At 66.5% G+C, this 224-nt stretch carries 1 protein-coding gene; it reads left to right on the top strand.

The genetic code is table 11. From position 1 onward, the window contains the following. Positions 1-224 (top strand): type VII secretion protein EccB (locus LI92_RS22835; protein WP_192830114.1); only part of this gene is annotated, 224 nt, incomplete at both ends.

Raw genomic sequence — 224 nt, 5'->3', positions numbered from 1 at the left:
TGCGTAACACCGATTCGTATGGTTTGGAGCGGCCGCCGGTGTTGGGGGCTGATGACATTGCGCGGTTGCCGGTGTCGCGGGGCTTGGATGTGTCGCGTTTCCCGGAGCGGCCGGTGCATGTGGTCGACGGTGTGTCGGCGCCGGTGACGTGCGCGCAGTGGAGTAAGCCCGCGGGGGCGAGCACCAGTTCGTTGACGTTGCTGTCGGGTTCGACGCTGCCGTTG

Source organism: Mycobacterium sp. UM_Kg1, from assembly GCF_000972925.1.
GTDB classification, from domain to species: Bacteria; Actinomycetota; Actinomycetes; order Mycobacteriales; family Mycobacteriaceae; genus Mycobacterium; species Mycobacterium hiberniae.
Note: the sequence above shows the minus strand (reverse complement) of the source record. Positions and strands in the feature narration are given on the sequence as shown.